The following is a 20865-nucleotide window of genomic DNA, read 5'->3' as shown; positions in this document are numbered from 1 at the left end:
CTTGCGGCCTTATCATGTGATTTCCAGTAACCGCTACTTCATGGGGATTCACATGTCCGATCAGCCTGTTGCCGCAAGTCAATCCAAATTGCAACTACCAGAAGGAGCTTGCTGCACAAACTGCAAAGCATCTTTGGCCAATCTTTCGTGGGATGCTGTTTGCTCAACGTGCGGCTTGCCAAATAGTATCTCTCGTAATGCGCAGTTCGCTTTTACCAAGCGTGATTTATCCACGCTATTCATCCGATTGCTTTGTATTTGGCTTATGATTAAAGCGGTCGCAGGTTTAAGTACTATGATCGCCTCACTGTTCAATGCACTTTCTCTTCCCGAGGAAGTTCATGTGGAGCCATTGATCACTTCGTTAGTTAGTTCAATAACTGGAGCGATTATCACAGGTACAGTGGCTGTCTTGGTCTTTGCGCTTGCAGGTCTGATCAGCAAAATCATGATTCAAAAAAACGATATTGCTTCCTTTGGGCGAGGGTTTACATTTGCGAACATCTCAGCTCTTTTCGTTCTATTATTTGGAATCTGGGTGGCGATCGAAGGCATGATGACGTTCACTTACGCGACGGTATCGACCATCATGCAATGGATTGAAAGCAGTCAATACTACATAGAGCGAGACGAATTATTGGTAGCTGGAGCATTGCAGTTTTGTATTGGTTTGGCACTGGTTTTTACAAGAAACTGGATTGTGTCGTGGTTGGCGAAATCTAATCTTGAAGATCACCAATAAGAAGTAAAAAAAACGACATTCCTGAGGTTAATATGTCCAACCTATCACAAGTAACGCCTTTGCCCGCGGACCAAACACTTCAATCGAATATCTGCTGCATTAAATGCGATTATAATCTGCAAGGCCTTGCACTTCCAAGTGCATGCCCTGAGTGTGGTACGCCCATATGCGACACGATCGCATCCCATAATTTTCTCACAAAGCATCAGCTTGCAAAACTTTTCATCCGCCTTCTTGCCATCTGGTACGCTTTCTCTTTGATTGATTCGTTCATGATGCTAGCAGGTTTAATGATTAATATGCTTGTGCAACCCTCGCCAATATTCGGAGGCGGTATGAATAACTTAGGCGAATTTTTACTTAGTTATCCAATACTGCATCCGATCGTACAATGTGCTGTGGTCATCCTTTTACTATGGAAATCAGATGCGATTGCTAAGCGTATTTTCCCATATCAAGGGATCGCGTCCACATCTCAATCGCTTAACTCAAATACGCTGCTTACGCTCGGTTTCGCGCTGCTCGGCATGTGGCAGCTGGTCATTGCACTCACCAGTATCGTTGGCAGAGTTTTTCAGGACATTTCTCAATCGATTTTTATTTCAAGACAGGTATATGCTACACAGCTAGCACTTGGTGATACAGCCGGCACCAAGTTTCTCGATTATGTTCCTTTGATATTCCAGCTCATCCTCGGCACGTTGCTGTTGCTCGGATCAAAAGCAATTGCTAATTTCATAGCCAAACTTCGTACGCTCGGTACCAGTAATGCTACATAGTCTTTTTGGTGTGAATTGGCTCTACGAACCCAACGATCATTTCAACTTTTCAGGAAACTTGTTTTTTAGTTTTTCAACCTTCGGCATGGCTTGGTACCGAATGTACGGTTGGTTTGGATTATTCTCTGCATAATCCTGATGATACGCTTCGGCAGGATAATACTCGTCCAATGGTTCGAGAGTGGTGACAATTTCGCCAGGTTTATAGATGCCTTCATCTTCAAGTTGCTGAATGTACTTTTCAGAAATCTCTTTTTGCTCATCGTTTGCGTAGAAGATGGCAGAGCGATATTGCCGACCGACATCATTACCTTGACGATTTAATGTGGTTGGATCGTGCGCTACAGTGAAGAAGATTTTGAGGATTTGTCCGAGTGTGATTTCAGAGGGATCGTATACGAGCTTGATGACCTCTGCGTGATCTGTTTTGCCACGGGAGACTTTGTTGTAGTTTGCATCGTGTGCACTGCCACCGGCGTAGCCCGATTCAGCGTCTTTAATTCCTTTGACGTTTTCATAGACAGCTTCGACGCACCAGAAGCAGCCCCCCCCGAGGACAATGCTTTTGGTTCTATGACTATCTATATTGGGTGATTTGTCGCCGGATTTATTGTCAGAGGCTTGCTGGTTGTTGGCTTGGATAGTTTCATCGATTTTTGGATCTGGGACATTGTCAGAGCTGCCCTCTGGAGCACGGCTGCAAGAAAATCCTGCGAGGCTGAAAAGTACCATAAGCGTAACTCCCAAATGTGTCAGGCTGAAGGTTTTCATACTAATATCCTATGGCCGAAATTTGGATTCGGCGAGGGGCTTGTGCGAGTTATTTCACGGGTTCAATAGGATAAACCGTCGGGTGGTTGACATTGTTCCCGGAGTTAGTTGTATTTGCGGTGGGGGGTCTTGTCATAGAGAGGCATACGTATGGAGCAGCACGGTTGCTTGGGTGCATGAAAAAACCCTGCGGTTGGCAGGGTGTAAAATGGAGCCTAGCGGGCTCGAACCGCTGACCTACTGGTTGCAAACGGGGCTATCAAAATCAGCCCAATACAACCGGCAAGCGTTGCCTGTTTTAACAGGCTCCTCTGTCTAAGAATTTTCCAGATTACTTAGACCACCACAATATACAACAAGTCCCGATAATGTGGAACCCCTGTGCAATTATCTGTGGAAAAATCTACATCAACGCATAAGCAACACGTTGCAACTCTCTCATGTCGCGTTCTGCATAAATCTGCGTTGTCTTAATGTGCTTGTGACCTAATGCCAGCCTCGCCGACTCAAGATCACGCCGCCGCTGAACACGAGACGCGGCATTGTGGCGAAGCTGGCCGGGGAACCAGATCGGCACACCAGCACGCTTACATGCATTCTTGACGTTGCACCGATAGCCGCATCGCGTGTAATACTCACCGCTCTTGTTTGGCAGCACAGGCCCGGACGTTGCATAGTTTGAGGTAATGATCTTCGTCACACGCGGGCCAAGCACAACGATACGATCCTCATCCCGCCATGCGTTCTTATGCTCGGCGGGCTTATAAACCAATCCGTCTGGAGTCGCTTCAATCTCATCCCAACTCATGCCGCAAACCTCAGACGGCCTCATACCAGTCATGTAATGCACTCTAACTAACCGCTGCATGCTCATCGACATTTCACGCATCGACGCAAGCAACTGATAAGCTTGCACCGGCTTAATCGTTCGGTTTTCATGTGCTTGTGTTCGCCCACGCTTCAAGCAGGGCAGGGTAGAGATACGCATTAGGACACGTTCAGATACAAGCCCATGAGCCACGCCCCATTTATACATTCGTCGCACACGATCCATTTTATCGTTGATCGTTTTACGGCTATTTCCCCGCTCTATCAGCCCTTCTCGATATTTTGCAAGCTGAATCGGATTAAGTGAATTGGCCGGAATGTTGCCCACACAATTAACAAGCTGCTCAGTTGCTTGACGCACACTTGCCGCTTCAGTTGTCGGCTCACCTGTTGGTTTACGATAATACCCATCAGCATATTTTTGATACTGACCCACCAGATTGAATAACTTCATGCCCCTTTTATCGGCGACATGTAAATCAGATTCAAGTGTTTTTTGATCTTTTGCTATTCTCGGCATGATTGCCGAGTAAAGTCGATCGACATCACGCCGCAATGCCGCGACCTGCATACTCACTTGCCCCCACATCACAGCGACGACGACGAGCGAAACTAGTTGTGGCCAATTTTGTCGAATCTCTCTCATAATGGAGCCGGTGGGAATTGAACCCACGTTCCAATCTGTACCGCGTGCGGTGGTCAGTTCGGCTAAACCATTCGGCCCCTAAATCCCCGATGCTTTAGGCCACCGGGAAACCTCACACATCACTCATTCAGCACCGCACGCCCGACAGCAGCCTCGGCAACCATGCCCAAATCGCCCGCTTGCTCAGCAGCACCCGGCGTATCTTTGGCGGAATTGATCTCACGCACCACCTTATCCGTCGCCTGCCTCATCGACCGTTCACGTTCATAATTCATCTTGTGTTTTTGTGCCGACAAATGCCGAGCCAAACCAAACGCACCCGCAATACCCGCCGCAATGATCCCGTACATGCCGCCGGTTGCAGTATTGATCGGAGCTTTAACGACATGATGCACTTGCCCGACCGTGTTCGCACCAACATCAATCGGATGATCCGAATCTGCCAACGCCACAGGGTCATCCATCACGCCATCACCATCGACATCGACCACGGGGATCGCCCACGTCTGCATGACCTCGCCCATGTTTTCACAGCCCACCATTGACAACAAAGTTATCAACGACATCACAACAATCAATCCATACTTACCCATCATTTTACGCCTCGCTTTCCTGTTCTTGCTTCTCGGCTTCCGCCGCCTTCATCACATCCAATACGGACGGGCCGAAACCCGCTTCAATTTCCAATGCCGCCTCTGCCACCGCCGCCGGGATACCGTCACCGGGTTCGCTGCCAACCATTCGCAACTGGCGTATTTCAACCAGCAACGCCGCCAGATAATCCTCAACCGTCCAGCCCACGCCGATACCACGCTCGTTAAGCGCTTGTGTTGGTGTTTTGAGAGGCGTTTCTTCATCTGCCATCATTAATCCTCCATGTAGCCGATAACCGTAGCGGCCAAGTAAGAACCACCGCCACTCACCGGACGCATTCTGATTTTCCAACCCACCGGGGACGCCGGTATTCTCATGCCCTGCCAAAAACTCACAGACGAACCTGTCCTCAGCCGGGCCTGCGTAATGTAGGTTTGCACCGGCGAATCTCCCTCAAACAATCCAACCATCGCGGTTACCGAGTTGTTTGTCGTCACCGCGACAAAATCAATCACCGACGATCTTTCCGCCGCGATGATTACCACGTCCGTCCAATCGGACTCATTGCTCGTATTCTCCACACCATTAATCTGATTAAGCCGCCGCTGCATCACATCGAACCCATCAGGTCGAACACGCAAGCCCTCAGACGCGGCAACTTGCCCGTCTATCTGCACGATCGATGAGCCTGATTGCTGCACATGCACCGGCTCAGCTTCACTGCTGATAACTTTCGTAAAGTTCTCATCGCTTGCCGTGAACAACTCCAACCGGCTTACGTCTGCATTGGCAGGATTGCCACCGACCGAAAACTCAACCCATTCACCCGGCTGTGCAGCAGCATTCACATAGAGAATCGTGAATGGGTTATGCACCCATCCTTCCCCATGCTTCATTTCCCGCTGGTTACCATCCGGCTCATTCACCGATACGAACACGCGAACATTTGCCGACGATACCGCCGTGATTCGGAAGTAATGGCCGGGGTAGTTCAGATCGAGATTAAACAAGCCATCGGTCAAATCGACACGCACCGGCTTTCTGAATTGATTACCTTGGATCGTCATTATTTGCCACGCTTCCAGAACATCATGAGTGCTACCAACGCCAACGCTGGCAACGCATATTTGTTGATTAACTTCCCAGTCTCACTCTCGGCCCCGGTTGCGGATCGTGCGATGTCAGCCACCGCCGAATTCGCATCCGCCACACGACCGGCTACGGTGCTTGCAACGTCATCCACGCCGCCCGTGATTGAATCAACCAGATCAACAATCTCGCCGGGATCCAATCCGCGATCTTGATACTCAAGTGTCACATCACCGCCATCGGTTTGCACCGGGCCGATGTTGTTAACCTCCGCACCCTTGGAGCCGATTACATTCGCCCCTTGATCGGAGCCTTGCGTCAAGCTCGTTTGTGCTTGGCTGGATTTACTACTGCTTTTCGGCATCGAGCCACCTCATATATCCCGCATCAATCGGCTGATAGTCGGGCCTTAATCTGTTCACAGGACGCGGTGAATACATTCTCAAACCCACGCACCCAAACCGCTTCGCTTGCAGCTCAACAAACTCATCTATCGCCGCCGCATATCGTCCGGGTTTGCACTTCACCGCGATCATGTCCACGACTTTCCCGGCGTTCACTTCTGACAACGCCAGCACAAGCACGCCAACCAAATCATCCCCTCTAATCAGGCGATAGACTGACCATCGCCCGGCGTGCATGTTTTCGATTGCCACATCAGCCGCCCAATCATTTTCAGGCAAAGCCAAGCTATCCAGCAGCCCTATTTCTTCCGGGATTTCCGTCGCTTGGGTTTGCGATTCGATTTCCCAAAAACAAACATCGCCACAACTAACGCTGCCCCGATCATCGCTATGGTTGTCCATTGGCTTCCTTTGTTGCCGAAGACGACATCACCGCCGGTAAAGTCGCCGGTACTGGTCACGCCACCAACCGCCGGACCGCTTTGCAGACTCGCTGCAATATTTAAGGGAGTACTACCTGCCGACATATCTACCTCACTTCAACCAAATCCAAACCGCAACCACCGCACCAATCACAAACGCCGGAGCCAAAAACCAAGGCTTTGCCAGCTTCACAGCGACATCCGCCGTTACTTCCGCCGTATCGACTACGCCCTCGGCAACCTGCCCAATAGCAGCACCGGGAGCGGTATCAACCAGCACATCCGCCAGCGTTCCCGTTCCCTTGAAGCCGCCTTGCAAAATGCCAGCGTCATAATCTTCAAGCAGCGGTTTGTCACTGGTCAGCGAATGCCACGTATACCCGATACGCTCCCACCAACTCATCGGCCTACCGTTAATGCGTTCCCATTCTGCAATCGTCATTTCGTCCCCCTTAATCCGTTAGACGAAAAACAACAACCATTGCAGCGACGACCGCAACCACAGCACCGCCCGCCATCAACAAACGCTTATCAAACCAGCTACTACCGTTTGCAGTGCCTTGAGCGTTTGAGGTTTGCACATGCCGGTTATCTGAGCTTGTCGACGTACCACCGCCAATCAATCCGGGCAACGCTCCAGCAAGTGAGCCGCCAAGCTGCTTACCTGTATCTGCACTAAAAATACCGCCGAGGAACCCGCCGACACCATCAAATAATCCCGGCTTTTTCCCTGCAATCGGGCCTTGCGGCAAACCGTCAGAAGGCAAGCCAACCGGAGCCGTATCACCGACCGTACTTACGGGAGAGGTGATGGTTTGACCCGCCGGGCCGATCCCCAAAGGATCATCATTCAAAAATGATTCTACTGCCATAAAACTCATATCGTTACCTCCAAACCACCAAAGAAGCCGGGGCAGGAACCCACCCCGGCTCACCCACAACCACTAGAACCGGAAGTAACCTTGCAGCAACTTGATTTCCTGATTGCCCGTATCTTTTTCGACTTCGCAGATGAGCTTCATGCTCTGCGATGGTGCGATAGATTGAGTGTGTTCAGGGTGACCGGGCTTCACGAACGGCACGACAAGCACGCCCTTCATTTCTGCAGGAACCGTACCCGTTCCAAGCTCATACTCAACTTGGTTGATATCGCGGATCTCATCGGCAGTCAGCTTCACGTGTGACTTATCAGCACGTTCGAGCTTCACGCTCTTAATGATCGAATCGTCACGCTCACCATCCTTGTAGCCAACCAGCATCAGCAGGTGATAGCCACGGCCAGCGGTCAGGTCGAAAGTCATGTCTACCTGATTCTGTTTAACAGGCTCAGACGAAACACGGTAGAACGGCTTGAGATAATTCGCACCCACGCCGCCGAGCTTGCCGACTTCACCGCCTTCAATGATTTTCGGTGTCATGGCCAGCTTGAAGTTACTGACCGTTGCCGTGCCGGATTCCATCACGTCGCTGAGGGGGGCCGTGTCGATATTAAAATCGCAAGACTGATCCGCCGTAAAGTCAGCGAGAGAGTTGTAACCGCCAATATCAAACGGGAGCTTGAAGTAGGCGGAGAACTTACCAGAATCACCGGCAGTCAAACCCGCATGACGCACAGGGGGAGCCTGATTCGTCACCAAGCGGTGAAGCGTGGGGAGCATGTCGCCGGGGACACGGAAGAACGTGTCGTTACCGTTACGTGCAACTTCTAAGAATTTCAGGAAGCGATACAACCCGCCATCCTTAAGCGTGACCGTTCCAGCGACATCAAGCTCACCTTGAATCCAACAATCAATACTTTCAACCGGGAAATCCCGTGTATCGAGCTTCTCCGATTTTTCTTGACCGGGGGTACATTCAATCGGGTTCTGCGAGATCGTTCGCAGAGCCATACGTTTTGTCGTCGCCTTATCGAATTGCGGCGAACCATTATTCATCGTCAACATAAGACGACCTCCAACCTTGTTACCTTGTTAATTGATCAACCGATCGGCTTACGCACTGATCTTGGGAGCCACAAACTTAGCCCAACCAATGCCGACAACAATCGTAGTTACCGCATAGATCGCACCCGTTACAACCGTTTTTTTCAATTCTTTACCGCTCATCATGTCCACCTTTTGGAATCTGTGTTATTGGCTAACCGCTTAGCCTTTTTCTCAACTTCAAAAACACAGTATGGCAAACCGCCCCCTCAAAACATGGACACAGAAACAAAGAATTTTCAAAATTACCAATGTTTTTTATGAGGGACCACGCCGCGTTTAGGTTCACGGCCACGTGCGATATCGAAGTAATGAAAGCGATCAATCCTTTGCACCGCATCACTAATACCCGCAGCATCAATCCAATCTTGCTCAATCGCTGCATATTTATCACGCTGGCGAAAACAAAACAGTTGATTCACTTGCCCGCGTGCTTGCTTCTCAATACCCATCCAATCTTGCGATATCACAATGATATCGTGACCTTGGTGGCGGCCACGTCGCATAATCATTCGGGCTTGCTTCTGATCTGCCTCACAGACATCCGCAAACTCATCCAGCACCGCCAAGCATTCACGCGACGACCAAAACAGTTTCTTGAACGCCTCCCAATCATCCGTGACAAAATCAGCGTGCCATCCGTTTTTGTTTGGCCCACTTCCATAGGGATTACAAGGGTCGAACACAATCACCGGCCTAGAACGCGAAGCCGGTTTCTGTCGGCCCTTGCCCTTGGCCATTTTGGTCATCTGCTTTGCGAGCAGGCTTTTCCCGCTCTCGCTCTCCCCCGTGATTGCTATTCTTAACTTCGACATGTTTAATTACCTTTGCTTTCCGCTCGCCAACGATGCGGGTAAAGAAATACATTGATAGACCAAAGATCAAAACGCCTCCCCACGGAAGCCGCCAGTTTTTCATCGTGTTGCTTGCCGCCTCCCCAATCAGGTCCGCTTCATCTTTATCCGGCCTCCACTTTTCGCCGCCACGCTTTTCAAACGCGGTAAACATCGACTTGGTCGCAATCTTCCCGATTTTTGGCCCCGGTGTTGGCTCATCACCGTTCTGTTTTTTATTGCTTCCCGGCTCATCTTTCGGGAGGTTCACAAAGCCAGACGTGTAACCGGGTTCGTTATTTTCCGTGACGGTTTCTTTCGCCGCTTCCGATGAATCCGTATTATCTGGCTGCAATCCGAACACACCACCACCTGCTAATTCATCGCCGGGCTTTGGTTTGCCGGGCTTGCCAAACTTACGCTTGGGTGTGCCATCTTCACGTAAAACCAGATTGCCGCCGTTATCTGTCACACAATCAGACTTACGCCAAAACTTCCAATTATGCGGCTTTTTCCAGTCCTTCGGGAGCGTCACACCTTCCGGCTTGGGTGGTGCTTCCGGTGCGGCTTGTGGCTCGGGGCCAAGCAATGCATCTTCCAGATCAAGTAAATCATTCATGAGTCCATCTTTCCGGGTACGTGGTTGTTATCTTGTATTTATTAACTACACAGTAACAACCACACCCCTCGGAACATGGAACCATGATTAGAAAAATACGTGATATTATCGCAGGAACCCTAAAACTAACTGTTTGGGTTCTTCTTTCAATTCTTTGTTCGTTACTATTGGTTTTACTTGCGGCATTTCTTCCGTTGCTTGTAGCTTGTTTATTTGTATACCGCTCCATTCTTGGTTCACCCACGACTCAATCGGGTTCTGATTCATCCGAAGCATCGTCGCCATCTGACGACGAACCGACTTCGCTCGGTCCAGATCAAGCCCCACTCTTTCCCGCATGGCTGCTGAATATTTTTCCGAAGCTAGACGATATTTCGCATTTCGCTTCTCAACCTCAGCCAGCAAGTTCTGACCATCAAGCCCCGCCTCCTCCGCATACTCCGCCAGCTTGACCGCACAAGCATGTATCGATAGCGGGAGCCCTTTGTCACCTTCACCGTCAACCGCAAGCAGCGACTTCCACAAGCCGAATAGCTGGGCCTGTAATTGGCTCCGATCCGTGCTGACCTTCTTTGCACGGATCAGCGGCTTGGCTTGCTGTGAGCCATCTACGCCAGACTGCACCACCGCCCACCATCCCCGCACCTTCTGCATGGTGTGGTGTTTGGTGCGGTCATCGACCATCCGTAACCACGCACGCTTATTCTCATACTTCCCTTTGCCGGTTTTGCTTCCCGTGAGATAGGCCCACAAATTCGATTGCAGGATCATCAAATCATCGAAGTCATCAATCCCCAACTCGCTCAACGCCTCACGTCGTAACTGAAACTCCACGCGGATCACCTTCAGATCGCAATCCGCCCGCTTCACCGCCCTGATATCATCCTGTCCTGGCACGGGTTCACGGAAGCCGACCTGCTCAGGAACCAACCCCCACATCGCAAACAGCCACCACTTATGTGATTGCTGCATGATCTCCGCCGGTTTGTCATACGCCCGGCACAGGATCACACCACGACCTATCTGCATCGTCTGTAATTCCCAGCTTTCCATGTGCGGGCTTTGCTTCCTCGCTCGTGTGACCGCCCCACGTTTGAATGCACCGATGGAGAATTCACGCGATGGCATGAGGATATCGCAACACAAATCCACGCGAGAAACCTTCAACGCTTTAACCTCACCACCCGCATAGCTCACAATCCGCCGCAATCGCTTCACCGCTTCATCCGGCCCCGACATCCACAAATACTCTGAACGCATCTCCACGACCACGGACGGGCGATTGCCGGGGTCATAGTGGTCACCGACCTTCCACGTCATCTCTGCACTATCAAGCAGGTACGCATAGCCGCCGGCCCCGTGTTGCTTCACCGCAAAATTCCAGTCGTCACCGTTCGGCACTTCCGGGAGAATCCAGCCGGGAGCATCGAAGCCGACCACCTTCGCATCTTCCTTCCATGCCTTGCACATGTTCAGAAAATTTAAGCCATACAAATCATTGGGTTGTCGATCCCACTGCACATCCATCGTGACGACGAGCGAATCAATTCCCGATGCAAGTTTGCGGGCCGCTTCACCCTCGTTTAATTCAACTGGCAAAATCAAACCCTGCTCGTCGTGTTTCACGTTAGCAGGGGGGCTGTTAGACACTAGCCCCCCTTGCTCGTTTTCTACTGGCGCTTCATGCCGATTTTTGATAGAATCCATTCATCTAACCTCTGATTAGACACGCCGACAGCCTGCACGCTATTCGGCGTGTTTTTCATTTCATCCATGATGCACAATAAAACCGCCGCCACGCTTTCACGCGGCGACGACATACAGCTAATCGCTAAGTTTCACACTGCCATCACATACGCCGCATGACGGACCGCCACTATCCCCCACACTACCTACAGTGAACAGAAACCAAAACCAACCCACTTCAAGCAACACAATCATCATCGACACAACCCAGCCAAAAACCAGCCATGCCACCAGCGGGAAAAAAAGTAACCCGGCAACAACCAGAGCCACCGCAGTACATACAAACAAAGTGCCGTCTTTCAACATCACACCATCTCCAAAACGAACAGCGAACCGATATCGACCTTACGCATGAAGTCTTTTTTGTGAATGGGGAGCTTGTAACGCCAATCAGAATAGAACCGGACGTTTGCGGTTATCTTGTTGACTTCAAGCACGCGAACCAGCAGATAAACCACATCATGTGTATGCGGCGAACGATACTTGCAATAAGCCAATGAGCCGGGATCATCAAACGGCTTCAGCTTCCGCGTGCGAACATCCGCCAACCGATCAAGCCGCACCTTTGGCTTAAACGCCGGGACATCACCATGACACCAATTGTCTATCTGCTTTGCACGCCGCCGTTTCTCAAACCGTGCTACAAGCCGACGTTGCTTTTTAACTGCCTTGGAAACTCCGGTGGCATCCCTGCCACCGGCCCGCCTGACCGCTTTAATCGCTTCCATAATCGCTTCCTTGCTGATCGCTCTAATTCAATTTCTTGTAGATATGATTTTTGGTTGGCGTGGTAGCCGGGCAGGTGACCAACATCACGCCACAATGCAATCCGCCGCCCACGCTCCAATGCTTCACGCATCTGCGTCCTGTACGGCTCCGGGATCATCTCGCCCCCATCGTCCGAAACTCACGTCGTAAAAATTTGACCTTCCGAACCTGATCGCTTTCGAGACTGGCACGCTTAGCCCACATGCCATCAAGCACATCGAGCAGCGGGGATACCTTGCTTCTTAGATACTCCCGACGTTCTTCCGACTTGAACCCGGCTTCTACTTCCCGCGTGCGATACAGTCGCCAGCAGCACAACCCCGCACGTAACACAACACCAATTTCATCCTCGACAACCGCGAGTTTTCGATATGCACCCCGAAGCCGGTTTACTTCATCCCGCCCACCCGCCGTTAACATCTCGCGGTTTTGCCATAAGTTATTCAGCTTCCTCGACGCGACCCGCAAGTCCTTAATCCCACATTCACCGAATTCAAATTCGGATAACATGGTCTGAGCTTCAAATAAAACCGCCTCTACTCTTTCACTTGACTTTTCCGCTATTGCCTGAATCATGCCGACTCCTTAGGGGTTGGAGCCTGCAAGGTTGTTCCCGCAGATCACACAATTATCACGCATAAGCACCGGCGACACGGTTGTATCTCCGGTGAATCACGGATAAAATTATGCTGTCTGTAATTGTCACTAAAACAATCCTTGCAGACCGAGCATCGTGATGCGTCAACATCAGCGGTGCTATTTTTATGGGTATTTTTCGTGCTTTTCTCAGATCGAAGACATGAAAAAAGCCAGTCTAAATCACTAGATTTAGACCGGCCTAAGTAATCTGGATGGAGCCTAGCGGGCTCGAACCGCTGACCTACTGGTTGCAAACCAGTCGCTCTCCCAACTGAGCTAAGGCCCCTTCGCTTGTGCGAGGCAAATATTGTAGCGACTATCTGTTAGGGAGCAAGTAAGCTAGGCAGTAGCAAGGGCGGGCGAGGATCTCGTGGAAAAACGCTATCCCCATGCGCCGTGAGGGCTTGTGAGAGGCGGTTCTGCGGGTGTAAATGCTAAATCTTACGAAGAAGCAAAACCAGCCTACGTGTTGGGATGTTCATCGAGAAGAGGGGCGCCCCGAAGTTAGAGATCCTTCTTGTCTTCATCATCCACATGCTCGAAATCGACACTGCTCCAGTCGACTTCGATATGCTCCTTGTTGAAAGCTTCGACCGCAGCTTTGGCTTTGTCGAGATCTTTGATGTGGACGAGGACGTTCACGAGGCCGGGCGCTTCGGCGCGAAAGCCAGAGGTGATCTGGCCGGCAGAGGTAGCTTCGATGCCTTGCTCTGCGAGTGATTCGATCAGCAGCGACGCTTCGAGTTCGGTTTCCACAGACGTGACAACCGTGGGGTCTTCCGGGTGGCTGGTTTCGCGGTTCGGCATCATGATCTCCTTGTGCTGGCTACTTAAAAAAGCAGCGGGTCCTTGTTTAATCATAGGCGGGCAGGGTGGAGATGTGGGGGGTGCGGCAGGTGTGGTGAATAGTTAAGGAATTGCCACGAGTGCGTTGCGGGAAGATAGGAATCGCGCTACGATTTGCCTGCCGATATTTTCGCATGCCGGGAGGTGAGGTTCAATGATCTTTTTGAGATTCTGATTGAAGAGGTTTGTATGATGTCTAAGCGCCGATTAGTCGCGGGTAGGTCTTGCGGCCCAGTGCATTTTTTTGGCGAGCAGCCGCCAGTAGTTCATATCAGGATTGTGTACGAGCTTAAGGACGTTGGGATGGCGTTTTACAAGTATCTGTTGGTCAGCTTTAAGTTTGCATGATTCTTGTCCGTCGAGGACGAGTTCGGTGCCGTCGTTGGCGTTGTTAAGTTTGAGCCAAACTTCGCAGGAAGCATTGAAGACGATGGGCCGAAAGGCGATGGATTGTGGCGCGATAGCGGAGATGCATATGCCGTCAATTCCTGGGGAGACAATGGGGCCACCTGCCGCGAGGTTGTATGCGGTAGAGCCAGAGGGCGTGGCGACGATGAGGCCGTCGCCGTTGATGGTGGTGGCAGAGGAGTGGGTACGTTTGGGTTCGATGGCGAGCTCAATCTCGATCATGCGGAAGGGCGGGCCTGCAACGACGGCGGCGTCGTTGAGTGAGACGGCGCGAAAGATCGGTTCGGGCATGATTGCGTCATCGCCATCACCCCATTCTGCTGCGCCAGCCGGATAAACGGTGACATCGAGCATCATGCGGCGAGACATGCGGCAGGTGCCACAAAGAATTTTATCCCAGTGTGATTTGAGGTCGGCGATGGAGAACTCGGCGAGGAAACCGACCTTACCGAAGTTTACGCCGATCATCGGGATTTCAAGATCGACGAGTGTGCGTGCTTGTGAGAGGAGCGTGCCATCACCACCGAGGACGATGGCGAAATCCGCTTTGGGTAGATCGTTTGCGGCTTCACGAAAGAGTGATTTGGTGTCGGGTTCGGCAACAATCTCGGCGCGATCTTCAAGCCAGGGGCGGAAGGCGTGCATCGCTTCGACAACCTGCGGCTTAATGCGGTTGGCAAGGACAAGGATGCGCGGCTTGTCACCAGTGGAGGGATTGTAAAGTGTTGCGTCTTCGATCATGGAAAGTATTGTACCTTGTGGTGAGGGCGAGGGGTGAAAAAGCCGAATGATATTCATACAATCGGGCCCGTGCGGATTGACGCTGCAAGCTGCGGTGAATGTGAACCCAAACGACGGCGTGCATCAGGGTCAGATCAACAGAAAAAGAGGATGAGCTGTGCAGGGACTGGTTTTTGATGGTAAGACGGTGAGTTATCAGACCGATATCGCTGCGCCCAAAGCGGCGAAGGGTGAAGCGGTCATTCGGCCAACACGCATGGGTGTTTGCTCCACAGACATTGAGCTTTGCAAGGGTTATATGGATTACACCGGCGTGCTCGGTCATGAGTTTGTCGGCATCGTTGAATCTGTCGGCGATAAAAAAGATCAGAAATGGGTCGGCAAGCGCGTCGTCGGTAGCATCAATTGTGTTTGTGGTAAATGTGATATGTGTAAGGCTGGCCTGAAAGAACATTGCCGGGATCGTACGGTGCTTGGTATTTTAAATCGGGATGGTTGTTTTGCGGATAAGTTTTGCTTGCCGGTGATTAATTTGTTTGAGGTGCCGGACAATGTGGATGATGATCATGCGGTGTTTACCGAACCACTTGCGGCTGCGTACCAAATCTTAAGACAACTCACGATTGAAGGTCGGCCGTTTATCACGGTGCTCGGTGATGGCCGATTGGGTTTGCTCTGTGCGCAGGTGCTAAGTGGACTCAATGCGACGGTGCGGTGTATTGGGAAGCATTCGGAGAAGTTGGCGCTGTGTGAGAAATGGGGCGTGAAGCATCGCTTGCTCGATGAAGTTGGTTTGCGGCAGGATCAGGATATCGTGGTAGATTGTACCGGGTCTAAGCGCGGGTTAGAGGTAGCGATGGGTATGGTGCGCCCACGCGGAACGATTGTGATGAAGACGACTGTTTCAGTGCAGGGGGATCGTGAGCCGATCGACCTCTCGCCGCTGGTGATCAATGAGATCAATCTGATCGGCAGCCGGTGCGGCCCGTTCGGCGAAGCGCTTGAAGCATTGTCCAGCGAGAAGGTGGACGTGTTGAGTCTGATCAGTCGGCGGATGAAACTGAGCGATGGCGAAGCGGCAATCGCTGCGGCAAAGACCGGCGCGATCAAGGTGCTGCTTGAGCCATAATGACTAATGGTATGCTGAATCAGCTACGACCCAGCTTGGTCGCAGCTGAGGTGATGTGTATAGTTAATAAAGCGGTTGATGAATGGTCTTGGCACCGTTAGGGTGTGATTGATGTAGCTGTTGTTGAGCTCAAAAAACCTTGCAGGATGAGGATGGCGACGAGGATGGCGAGGATGATGCGGTAGTAACCGAAGAGTTGAAGGCCGTGCTTTTTGAGGTAGGCGACCATCCATTTGACGGCGATGACGGCGGAGAGCCAGGCGGCGAGTGAGCCGATGATCATGGGCGTCCATCCGTAGGCATCGAGCATGACCGGGCCGGCGGTTTTAGCTTTATATACCGTGGCGGCAAGCAGTGTGAGCAAACCAAGCAAAAATGAAAACTCGACGGCGGCGGCAACGGAGAGTCCGACGATGAGTCCGCCGACGATGGTGACAAGTGATCGCGAGGTGCCGGGCCACATGGCGAGGCATTGAATGAAGCCGATGATGAGTGCTTGCACTGCGGTGAGTGAAGTAATCGGATTGCCTGCGTTGGTTGCAGCTTTGAGTTCTTCAAGACTAATGCCTTGCTTCTTAGCGCGGAATTTTTTGGTCCATGCAATGGCGAGGATGGCGAAGCCACCTGCAAAGAGGGCGAAGGCGATCGGCCAAGGGTGGAAGAGATGTTCTTCAATGATGTCATCGAATAGCAGGCCAAAGAACGCGGCAGGGAGGAAGGCGAGGATGATGTTGAGGGCGAGGCGGAAGCCTTCGGGATCAGGTGTCTTGGTGATGCGGCAGAAGGCTAAGGAGCCTTTGGCCATTTGGATGATGCGTTTCCAATAGAGGCCGAGGACGGCGATGATGGCGCCGGCCTGAATGCAAATCGCAAATGCGTCGGCGGCATCCCCGGTAAGCCCTAGGGCCCGCTGAACGAGGATTAGGTGGCCTGTGGAGGAGACGGGGAGGTATTCGGTGAGACCTTCGACGATGCCGAGGATGATTGCTTGCCACCAATTCATGAGGAATCCTTAGATAAAAGATTGTGGGAGGGCATTTTAGGGGGAAGTGGTGGTTTGCAAAAGCGTGAGAAATGCATATCATCCATATATCCGGATGAACGGATTAACTGGGATGCTCCGTGGGTTAGTGTACACGGGGCTCGGTGAGGGGGAAGGTTGTGCGAATATGATTGAAACAGGGATGTCGGTCACGTGATTGGGAAGTCGCGAGGCCGGATGAAAAAGGAAAAGGGCGCGATATGAGCCGATTTGTTGAAGAGATGAAAAAACGCGTGCTGTTTTTGGACGGCGCGATGGGTACGAGCATTCACAAGATCACGGATTTGGATCTTGAGCGAGATTATCTTGGGCGGGAGAACTGCACAGAAGTGTTGTTGCTGACGCGACCGGAGGTGATCCGCGGGATTCACGAACAGTTCCTTGAAGCGGGCAGCGATGCGGTGGAGACGGACTCGTTTAACTCGAGTGTTCACACGATGGAAGATCAGGATTTGAGTGATCGTGTGTATGAGTTGAACAAATTGGCAGCAGAGGTAGCGCGGGAAGCTTGTGATAAGTATGAGAAGAAAGATGGGCGGCCACGGTTTGTGGTGGGCTCGATGGGGCCGGGCACGAAGCTTGTCACGCTTGGCAATATCACGTGGGATGAGATGTTGCCTAGTTATGAAGAGCAGGTGCGGGGTTTGGTTGATGGTGGTGCGGATGTGCTGCTCTTGGAAACGGCGCAGGATATTTTGCAGGTGAAGTGCGCGGTGATTGCCGCGATGAATGTGCTGGAAGAGAAGGGGCTTAAGCCGGACGTCGATGGGACGGGCGATGTGGCGATTATGGTGCAGGTGACGATCGAGCAGTTTGGCACGACGCTGATCGGGACGGACATTGCGGGTGTGGGTACGGCACTTAAGGGCTACCCGATTGTGAGTTTGGGGATGAACTGCGCGACGGGTCCTGCTGAAATGGCTGAGCATGTGACTTGGCTTGGTGAGAACTGGGATCGTGGGATTAGTTTGCTGCCGAATGCGGGCTTGCCGACGCTTGTGAAGGGTGAGACTGTTTTTCCACTGGAACCGAAGCCTTTTGCGGAGAAGGTTGGCGAATATGTAAAGAAGTGGGGTTTGAACGTGGTAGGTGGTTGTTGCGGGACGACGCCTGCTCATATTAAAGCGCTGGTGGATGAAATCGGTTTGGATTACAAGCCGGTGCGTCCTGAAAGTGAAGGGGCGAAGCCTTCGGTGAGTTCGTTGATGGGCGCGGTGGAGTATCGTCAGGATACGAGTATTTTGAATATTGGTGAGCGGACGAATGCATCCGGTTCACGGAAATTTAAGCGGTTGTTGGAAGAAGAAAATTGGGATGAGATCATGTCGCTTGCCAAGGAGATGGTGCGCGAAGGATCGCATGTGGTGGATGTGAATGTTGATTATGCTGGGCGGGATAATCAAAAAGATATGACAACGGTGGTGAGTAAGCTTGTGAATCAGGTGAATGCGCCGTTGATGCTTGACTCGACGCAACCAGCGAACATTGAAGCGGGGCTGAAGTGTGCAGGTGGCAAGTGCATCATCAACTCAGGTAACTTGGAAGATGGTGAAGAGAAGTTTGCACTGATGTGCGGGCTTGCGAAGAAGTACAACGCTGGGCTTGTTTTGGGTTGTATTGATGAAGATCCGGAAGAAGCAATGGCGCGTACGGCTGAGCGTAAGCTTGAGGTTGCAAGCCGTATGTATGAGCTTGCGACGGAGAAGTATGGTTTGGATGCGAGCGATTTGATGTTCGATCCGTTGGTGTTGCCGATTTCAACTGGGATGGATAAGGACCGCAAATCTGGCCTCGAAACAATTGAAGGCACGCGGCTGATTGCTGAGAAGTATCCAGAGGTGCAACTGACGTGTGGGCTTTCAAATATCAGTTTTGGTTTAAAGCCTGCTGCAAGGCAAGTGCTTAACAGTGTATTCCTCGCGGAGCTTGTGAAGGCGGGGATGACCAGTGCGATTCTGCATGTGAGCAAGATTCTGCCGAAGTCGCGCATTGAAGATGTGCAGTGGGATGCTGCACTTAATTTGATTTATGATCGCAAGGCTGAGCAGCCTGTGAAGCTGAATGATGGTACGGAAACATCTGATCCGCTTCAGATTTTTGTGGATTTGTTTGGCGATGATGCGGCGGTGCAGCAAACCAAGGTTGATATGTCGGAACTTCCGTTGGAAGAGCGGCTGCGGAAGCACATCATTGATGGCGAGAAACGCGATCTTGAAAAGAATCTTGAAGAGGCGATGACGAAGTATGAGCCGGTGGCGATTATTAATGATCATCTACTTGATGGGATGAAGGTTGTTGGTGAACTTTTTGGTAGCGGGCAGATGCAGCTCCCGTTTGTGTTACAGAGTGCTGAGGTGATGAAGACGGCAGTTGCATATCTTGAGCCGCACATGGAGAAGGTTGAAGGGCAGAGCAGAGGGACGATGCTCCTAGCGACGGTGCGCGGTGATGTGCATGACATTGGTAAGAACCTTGTTGATATTATTCTGAGTAACAACGGGTTTACGGTGTGCAATATGGGCATCAAGATTCCGATCAATGAGATTGTTGAGAAGTATAAAGAGATCAAGCCGGACGCGATTGGTTTGTCGGGCTTGCTGGTGAAGAGCGTGAACGTGATGGAAGAGAATCTCAAGGAACTGAATGATCTTGAGATTGATGTGCCAATGATTTTAGGTGGTGCAGCTCTCTCACGGCATTACTGTGAATCGCATTTGCGTGAAGTCTATGGCGGCAAGGTTTATCACGGAACGGATGCGTTTGAAGGCTTGCGCATCATGGATAAGCTTGAGCACAAACAGCTTGATGAGCTTGATGAAGAGATTGAAGTACGTTTGGGTAAACGCGCGGAAACGGATAAGAAGCTCGAAGCGATGGCAGCGAAAAAGGCTGCGAAACAAGAAGCAGAAGGCGGCGTTGCTGTGGCTGCGAAAAGTGATGTTGCGACGGATGTTGTTGTGCCGACCGTTCCGTTCTATGGTTCACGTGTGATTGAGGAAATTGATCTTGATCAGGTGTATCCGTTTGTGAATGAAGTTGCGCTCTTCCGTGGTCAATGGCAGTATAAGAAGGGACGAATGACTGGGGCGGAGTATGAGAAGCAGCTTGAAGATGAAGTGCAGCCATTATTTAAGCAAATGAAGCAACGGTTCAAGGATGAGAACGTGTTGTTGCCGAAAGTTACGTATGGCTACTGGCCGTGCCAAAGCGATGGCGACAGCTTGATTATTTTTGATGCGGATGATCATGATAAAGAAGTGGAGCGTTTTACGTGGCCACGTCAGGCGGGACGCAAGCGATTGTGTGTGAGCGATTTCTTCAAGAGTGTGGACAGCGGCGAGAAAGATGTGATCGGTCTAAGCTGCGTCACGATGGGCAGCAAGGTGTCAGAGGTTGCGCAGAAGCTGTACGCGGATAACAAGTATCAAGATTACTTATATACGCATGGCATGGGTGTGGAATGTGCGGAAGCGCTGGCAGAAATGTGGCATAAGCGAATGCGTCAAGAGCTTGGGATTGATGTAGATGATGCGGGCACGATTCGCGAGCTGTTTACACAGAAGTATCGTGGCTCGCGATATAGTTTTGGTTATCCCGCTGTGCCGGAGATGAGCGATCAGGATATCTTGTTCAGGTTGCTGAAGCCGGAGCGGATTGGTTGCAAGTTGACGGAGAATTGGCAGATTGATCCAGAACAATCGACCAGTGCGATTATCGTGCATCACCCGGAAGCGAAGTATTTTAACGTATAACATGCTCTGTTAATTAAATCATAGAGATGAACGCTGTGTGCATTTGCATACGGCGTTTTTTGAGTCGTAGTGTGTGGGGCAAAAA

The 20865-nt window shown here is 51.2% G+C and carries 25 protein-coding genes, 1 tRNA gene and 1 other RNA gene; 4 read left to right on the top strand and 23 right to left on the bottom strand.

What is annotated here, in order from left to right:
* The first annotated feature begins 52 nt into the window (after nucleotides 1-52).
* Nucleotides 53-742 carry a hypothetical protein gene (locus ACQ6WK_RS10050; protein ID WP_432797251.1) on the top strand — a complete coding sequence of 230 codons (690 nt, stop codon included), beginning with the start codon at nucleotides 53-55 and terminating at the stop codon, nucleotides 740-742.
* A gap of 272 nt (nucleotides 743-1014) precedes the next feature.
* Nucleotides 1015-1521 carry a hypothetical protein gene (locus ACQ6WK_RS10045; RefSeq protein WP_432797250.1) on the top strand — a complete coding sequence of 169 codons (507 nt, stop codon included), beginning with the start codon at nucleotides 1015-1017 and terminating at the stop codon, nucleotides 1519-1521.
* 36 nt (nucleotides 1522-1557) lie between these two features.
* Here the strand turns inward: ACQ6WK_RS10045 and msrA are convergent, their stop codons facing one another.
* The 22 genes from msrA to ACQ6WK_RS09935 form a co-directional block, all read right to left on the bottom strand.
* Nucleotides 1558-2292 carry a peptide-methionine (S)-S-oxide reductase MsrA gene (msrA, locus tag ACQ6WK_RS10040; protein WP_432797249.1) on the bottom strand — a complete coding sequence of 245 codons (735 nt, stop codon included), beginning with the start codon at nucleotides 2290-2292 and terminating at the stop codon, nucleotides 1558-1560.
* A 403-nt stretch (nucleotides 2293-2695) separates the two neighbouring features.
* On the bottom strand, nucleotides 2696-3793 hold the full coding sequence (locus tag ACQ6WK_RS10035) for a tyrosine-type recombinase/integrase (protein ID WP_432797248.1): 1098 nt from the start codon (nucleotides 3791-3793) through the stop codon (nucleotides 2696-2698).
* Nucleotides 3766-3845, bottom strand: a transfer-messenger RNA (tmRNA) gene (ssrA, locus tag ACQ6WK_RS10030). The genes ACQ6WK_RS10035 and ssrA overlap by 28 nt, the downstream gene beginning before the upstream one ends.
* A gap of 40 nt (nucleotides 3846-3885) precedes the next feature.
* Nucleotides 3886-4362 (bottom strand): hypothetical protein, encoded by a 477-nt coding sequence (locus ACQ6WK_RS10025; protein WP_432797247.1) that lies wholly within the window; start codon nucleotides 4360-4362, stop codon nucleotides 3886-3888.
* 1 nt (nucleotide 4363) lies between these two features.
* A complete protein-coding gene (locus ACQ6WK_RS10020) occupies nucleotides 4364-4630 on the bottom strand; it encodes a hypothetical protein (protein ID WP_432797246.1) in 267 nt (88 codons plus the stop codon).
* 2 nt (nucleotides 4631-4632) lie between these two features.
* Nucleotides 4633-5427 carry a hypothetical protein gene (locus ACQ6WK_RS10015; protein WP_432797245.1) on the bottom strand — a complete coding sequence of 265 codons (795 nt, stop codon included), beginning with the start codon at nucleotides 5425-5427 and terminating at the stop codon, nucleotides 4633-4635.
* Nucleotides 5427-5813, bottom strand: a complete 387-nt coding sequence (locus tag ACQ6WK_RS10010; protein WP_432797244.1) for a hypothetical protein — start codon at nucleotides 5811-5813, stop codon at nucleotides 5427-5429. The genes ACQ6WK_RS10015 and ACQ6WK_RS10010 overlap by 1 nt, the downstream gene beginning before the upstream one ends.
* Nucleotides 5797-6132 carry a hypothetical protein gene (locus tag ACQ6WK_RS10005; RefSeq protein ID WP_432797243.1) on the bottom strand — a complete coding sequence of 112 codons (336 nt, stop codon included), beginning with the start codon at nucleotides 6130-6132 and terminating at the stop codon, nucleotides 5797-5799. The genes ACQ6WK_RS10010 and ACQ6WK_RS10005 overlap by 17 nt, the downstream gene beginning before the upstream one ends.
* A 20-nt stretch (nucleotides 6133-6152) precedes the next feature.
* A complete protein-coding gene (locus ACQ6WK_RS10000) occupies nucleotides 6153-6380 on the bottom strand; it encodes a hypothetical protein (protein ID WP_432797242.1) in 228 nt (75 codons plus the stop codon).
* A 7-nt stretch (nucleotides 6381-6387) separates the two neighbouring features.
* Complete coding sequence (locus ACQ6WK_RS09995; RefSeq protein ID WP_432797241.1) at nucleotides 6388-6717, bottom strand: hypothetical protein; 330 nt, start codon at nucleotides 6715-6717, stop codon at nucleotides 6388-6390.
* Nucleotides 6718-6727: 10 nt separating this feature from the next.
* Nucleotides 6728-7147, bottom strand: coding sequence for a hypothetical protein (locus tag ACQ6WK_RS09990; protein ID WP_432797240.1), 420 nt, complete (start codon nucleotides 7145-7147; stop codon nucleotides 6728-6730).
* A 72-nt stretch (nucleotides 7148-7219) separates the two neighbouring features.
* Nucleotides 7220-8218, bottom strand: a complete 999-nt coding sequence (locus ACQ6WK_RS09985) for a hypothetical protein (RefSeq protein WP_432797239.1) — start codon at nucleotides 8216-8218, stop codon at nucleotides 7220-7222.
* A gap of 284 nt (nucleotides 8219-8502) precedes the next feature.
* Entirely contained in the window at nucleotides 8503-8997 is a 495-nt protein-coding gene (locus ACQ6WK_RS09980) for a hypothetical protein (RefSeq protein WP_432797238.1), read from the bottom strand.
* The gene (locus ACQ6WK_RS09975; RefSeq protein WP_432797237.1) at nucleotides 8954-9709 is read right to left on the bottom strand and encodes a hypothetical protein; all 756 of its coding nucleotides are present in this window, start codon (nucleotides 9707-9709) and stop codon (nucleotides 8954-8956) included. The genes ACQ6WK_RS09980 and ACQ6WK_RS09975 overlap by 44 nt, the downstream gene beginning before the upstream one ends.
* Nucleotides 9710-9814: 105 nt before the next feature.
* On the bottom strand, nucleotides 9815-11416 hold the full coding sequence (locus ACQ6WK_RS09970) for a hypothetical protein (RefSeq protein WP_432797236.1): 1602 nt from the start codon (nucleotides 11414-11416) through the stop codon (nucleotides 9815-9817).
* A gap of 117 nt (nucleotides 11417-11533) precedes the next feature.
* A complete protein-coding gene (locus ACQ6WK_RS09965) occupies nucleotides 11534-11761 on the bottom strand; it encodes a hypothetical protein (RefSeq protein WP_432797235.1) in 228 nt (75 codons plus the stop codon).
* Entirely contained in the window at nucleotides 11761-12183 is a 423-nt protein-coding gene (locus tag ACQ6WK_RS09960; protein ID WP_432797234.1) for a hypothetical protein, read from the bottom strand. The genes ACQ6WK_RS09965 and ACQ6WK_RS09960 overlap by 1 nt, the downstream gene beginning before the upstream one ends.
* The gene (locus tag ACQ6WK_RS09955; RefSeq protein WP_432797233.1) at nucleotides 12096-12341 is read right to left on the bottom strand and encodes a hypothetical protein; all 246 of its coding nucleotides are present in this window, start codon (nucleotides 12339-12341) and stop codon (nucleotides 12096-12098) included. The genes ACQ6WK_RS09960 and ACQ6WK_RS09955 overlap by 88 nt, the downstream gene beginning before the upstream one ends.
* Nucleotides 12338-12799: a hypothetical protein gene (locus tag ACQ6WK_RS09950; RefSeq protein WP_432797232.1), complete on the bottom strand. Its 462-nt coding sequence runs from the start codon at nucleotides 12797-12799 to the stop codon at nucleotides 12338-12340. Before ACQ6WK_RS09950 ends, ACQ6WK_RS09955 begins: the two co-directional genes overlap by 4 nt.
* Before the next feature lie 276 nt (nucleotides 12800-13075).
* Nucleotides 13076-13148, bottom strand: a tRNA-Ala gene (locus ACQ6WK_RS09945).
* Between the two features lie 218 nt (nucleotides 13149-13366).
* Nucleotides 13367-13669, bottom strand: a complete 303-nt coding sequence (locus ACQ6WK_RS09940; protein ID WP_432797231.1) for a putative signal transducing protein — start codon at nucleotides 13667-13669, stop codon at nucleotides 13367-13369.
* Nucleotides 13670-13915: 246 nt separating this feature from the next.
* Nucleotides 13916-14857, bottom strand: a complete 942-nt coding sequence (locus ACQ6WK_RS09935; RefSeq protein WP_432797230.1) for an NAD(+)/NADH kinase — start codon at nucleotides 14855-14857, stop codon at nucleotides 13916-13918.
* A gap of 157 nt (nucleotides 14858-15014) precedes the next feature.
* Between ACQ6WK_RS09935 and ACQ6WK_RS09930 the strand changes: the two genes are divergently transcribed.
* Complete coding sequence (locus tag ACQ6WK_RS09930) at nucleotides 15015-15986, top strand: MDR/zinc-dependent alcohol dehydrogenase-like family protein (protein WP_432797229.1); 972 nt, start codon at nucleotides 15015-15017, stop codon at nucleotides 15984-15986.
* A 97-nt stretch (nucleotides 15987-16083) separates the two neighbouring features.
* Here the strand turns inward: ACQ6WK_RS09930 and ACQ6WK_RS09925 are convergent, their stop codons facing one another.
* Nucleotides 16084-16989 carry an undecaprenyl-diphosphate phosphatase gene (locus ACQ6WK_RS09925; RefSeq protein ID WP_432797228.1) on the bottom strand — a complete coding sequence of 302 codons (906 nt, stop codon included), beginning with the start codon at nucleotides 16987-16989 and terminating at the stop codon, nucleotides 16084-16086.
* 239 nt (nucleotides 16990-17228) lie between these two features.
* Between ACQ6WK_RS09925 and metH the strand changes: the two genes are divergently transcribed.
* The gene (metH, locus tag ACQ6WK_RS09920; protein WP_432797227.1) at nucleotides 17229-20780 is read left to right on the top strand and encodes a methionine synthase; all 3552 of its coding nucleotides are present in this window, start codon (nucleotides 17229-17231) and stop codon (nucleotides 20778-20780) included.
* Nucleotides 20781-20865: the final 85 nt, after the last annotated feature.

Origin of the sequence: Poriferisphaera sp. WC338 (assembly GCF_050931845.1) — a bacterium.
In the GTDB taxonomy this organism is placed as follows: domain Bacteria; phylum Planctomycetota; class Phycisphaerae; order Phycisphaerales; family Phycisphaeraceae; genus Poriferisphaera.
Note: the sequence above shows the minus strand (reverse complement) of the source record. Positions and strands in the feature narration are given on the sequence as shown.